Consider the following 2,728-nt stretch of genomic DNA (forward strand, 5'->3'; position numbering starts at 1 on the left):
CTTGCCGCGCTGTGCCTCTTCGCGACTTCCGCCGAAGCGCGACCCCATCACAGGAGCCATCATGCTCGACATCATACCGTTGCTCGCCACGACGTACGTGTCGCCCGTTCAACCGATTCCATTTTCAGTCTATTTGGTCACGGCGGCAGTTCGCTCGTTGCTGAAGCTCGCAGCCAGGTAGGCAACGGCGCGATCTACGGCCGGGCCAATCTCTGGTGCGCTCGCTTCGTCAACTACGTGCTGAGGGCCACCGGCCACACCGGCACGAACTCCGACCTGGCGTTCTCGTTCGCACGCTACGGCCGCCGCGTATCTGGGCCGCAACCCGGCGCAATCGCCGTGATGGCCCGTAGGGGTGGCGGCCACGTTGGGATCGTCTCGGGCGTAGACCAGGCAGGCAACCCGATCCTCGTCTCTGGGAACAACCAGGGCAGGGTCCGCGAGACGGTCTACCCGGCAAGACGCATCGCAATGTACGTGGTTCCAGACTGACAGCCTCAACGGCTCCCAGGCGGTAACCCAAAAGTCTATTAGGCCCTCCCGAGCAGTCGGGAGGGCCTTTTTCCGTATTTGTTCTACTCCCGCCTAGCTCGGAAACCGTGTTAGGTTTCGGTCGTGTTTGACACCTAACAGGCCTCCGTAGTATTACGGCCCCTGTGAGAACTTGCATTTCGAGAATAAACAAAGCGCCGCATTTAGGCGAAGAGACAGGAGACGTATTGTGCGTAGAGGTATGACGGCCGCAGACAAAGAGCGGATAGCGCAGTTCGGCAAGAAGGTCGAACGGCTGATGTTGGGCAAGGGGTGGAGCGGCGCTGACCTGGCGCGCGAGATGGAGCGGCATGCCCCGAAGGGCGTGACCATCGGCAGGCATATTCCCACGGCCTATATCCGTGGTGAGAACGAGCCGACCCAACGCAACCTGATGCTGATCGCCAAGGCGCTCGGCGTGAAGCCTGAAGAGCTGATCGCCCCTGCGCCTGGTGAGGGCGGATCGGTCCCGCAGTTCGCGCAGGCTACCAGCACGCTCGACGGGAAGACGCGCATCGTTGTCGACGCCGAGGTCGACGCCGAGACGGGGTTGCAAATCCTTCAGCTCGTACGCAAAGCGCAACAACAGTCGTCGACGAAGCGCTCTGCGTCGTGAAGGGTATTCTAATATTGATGGGGGTTGTGCTGCTCACGGCGTTCGTGGGGATGAACGTTGTTGCGGCTGCGGGATGGCTTAGCGGGTGGTTGTTTGGATCGTAGCGCCCATTGATTGATGCACGACGGCAACACGCGGCGGCTTTGAGCCGCCGTTTCTTTTTCCTGTTAACTACCCGTAATTGTTCTGTGTTGCGAAACATCCGACAAGCTGATTTACATTTCGTCACTTTAGGAGGCGCGCAAATGCACCGACCGGAGTTCCAAAAACAAGAATCCTAGTGTGGAAAACAGAGTGATGGCCGAAGTAGTTCTTTTCCCTCTCAACGCCAATGATCCCAACGTCGATCCTTCGCTGATCGACCCACCCTCTTTGCTCGCGGAATCTTCCAAAGCACGCGAGATCATCCTTGAATTAGAACATGAACTGAACGACGCGAAGTGCGTAATTGCGGATCAGGCCATCGCACTCACCAAGAACAGCTCCCGACGAAGAGGCGCGAAGCTTCTTCTGGCAGCCATCGCCGCGTTCTTGATCGGGTGGGTTATCGACCCGCCCGCGCCGATCCACAGGCTGATATATGGCGACAAAGCCATAGCGACGGAACTAAGCTATCGGTTCCCGCACGCCTGCACCTTTACCTGCTCCATCCCTCCCAAGACCGACGCCCGAGACATCTAAAAGAACGCGCTGTCGTCGTAGCTGTGGGTCACCACGGCTTGATGCTCATCGCCTTCAGCGAATACGACCGTGTCGCCCGGCATGACCTCCGCGACGGCACGGTGATCCCAGAACCGATGGACGAAGTCCGGTCGGCCGAACGTCTTAACGGCGTTCAGATATCGGTCGTCCTTGAAGCGCACGAAGTGCAGCATCGGCTTCTTCCCTGCAAGATGACCCGCGTGCGTGCCCCAGGCTGATCCAGCCGCCGCAGTGCTGGCATCTGTCCCTAGAGCTGCCAGGGCAAGGCCAGCGAGGCTCGCTCGAAGGCGACAGGATGGCCTGCGTGATGTTCTCGACCATTTTCATCGTCCACCCCCGTAGCGCTCCAACCATTCCTCGTAGGACATCTCGCGTATGTCCATGATCTGCCGCAGCGCCAGCTCGGCGAACGCCTCGTAGATGCGCTGCTTGGCTTCACGCCCGGCGCGCTCGTAGGCTTCCAGCTCTTCGAGCTTCCGGATCACGGGGTTGGTCACTTCCACTCCGGCCCCTCCGGCCTCGGCATATCCTCGATCTCGTATAGGGCCGCCAGCTCGCGCTCAGTGAAGCGGTGCTTGGCGCTCGGCCGCGCAACGTACGTCACGCTCTCTTCGACCCCTACGTCATCGGTCTCGCCGGGCCTGCGCGGCATCGTGCCGACGTGCAAGGCCCACTGGTCGAGGTCCAGCCCGGTAGCAATATTCGCATCTACTTTCGGTCGTTCCATCTGTCATTCCCCTCGACTCAGCTATATGCCGCTCAGCGGCCGGTAGACGCTCGTCACCTATCATACCTTACAGGCCGAGCAAAGCGTTTTCTTTGATTTCCGATCCTAAGCCATTGGTGGAATTGTGGTGGGGTCCTCGGGGTCTTTGAGAC

The 2,728-nt window shown here is 59.8% G+C and carries 6 protein-coding genes; 3 read left to right on the plus strand and 3 right to left on the minus strand.

Features of this window, described 5'->3' with window-relative positions; translation table 11 throughout:
• The 3 genes from OO70_RS53530 to OO70_RS55130 form a co-directional block, all read left to right on the plus strand.
• Positions 1 to 492, plus strand: a 492-nt coding sequence (locus tag OO70_RS53530; RefSeq protein ID WP_199827566.1) for a TIGR02594 family protein, incomplete at its 5' end; no start/stop codon positions are given.
• A gap of 241 nt (positions 493 to 733) precedes the next feature.
• Positions 734 to 1,147 (plus strand): helix-turn-helix domain-containing protein, encoded by a 414-nt coding sequence (locus OO70_RS50120; protein ID WP_030529756.1) that lies wholly within the window; start codon positions 734 to 736, stop codon positions 1,145 to 1,147.
• A 282-nt stretch (positions 1,148 to 1,429) separates the two neighbouring features.
• The gene (locus tag OO70_RS55130; RefSeq protein ID WP_157577735.1) at positions 1,430 to 1,828 is read left to right on the plus strand and encodes a hypothetical protein; all 399 of its coding nucleotides are present in this window, start codon (positions 1,430 to 1,432) and stop codon (positions 1,826 to 1,828) included.
• Here the strand turns inward: OO70_RS55130 and OO70_RS50125 are convergent.
• From OO70_RS50125 to OO70_RS50130, 3 genes are all read right to left on the minus strand, one after another.
• Positions 1,825 to 2,022: a hypothetical protein gene (locus OO70_RS50125; protein WP_030529755.1), complete on the minus strand. Its 198-nt coding sequence runs from the start codon at positions 2,020 to 2,022 to the stop codon at positions 1,825 to 1,827. The genes OO70_RS55130 and OO70_RS50125 overlap by 4 nt on opposite strands.
• A gap of 150 nt (positions 2,023 to 2,172) precedes the next feature.
• On the minus strand, positions 2,173 to 2,346 hold the full coding sequence (locus OO70_RS55135; RefSeq protein WP_152936149.1) for a hypothetical protein: 174 nt from the start codon (positions 2,344 to 2,346) through the stop codon (positions 2,173 to 2,175).
• On the minus strand, positions 2,343 to 2,576 hold the full coding sequence (locus tag OO70_RS50130; RefSeq protein WP_043688188.1) for a hypothetical protein: 234 nt from the start codon (positions 2,574 to 2,576) through the stop codon (positions 2,343 to 2,345). Before OO70_RS50130 ends, OO70_RS55135 begins: the two co-directional genes overlap by 4 nt.
• Positions 2,577 to 2,728: the final 152 nt, after the last annotated feature.

The sequence above is a fragment of the Streptomyces xylophagus genome (genome assembly GCF_000716435.1).
Lineage (GTDB): Bacteria > Actinomycetota > Actinomycetes > Streptomycetales > Streptomycetaceae > Streptomyces > Streptomyces xylophagus.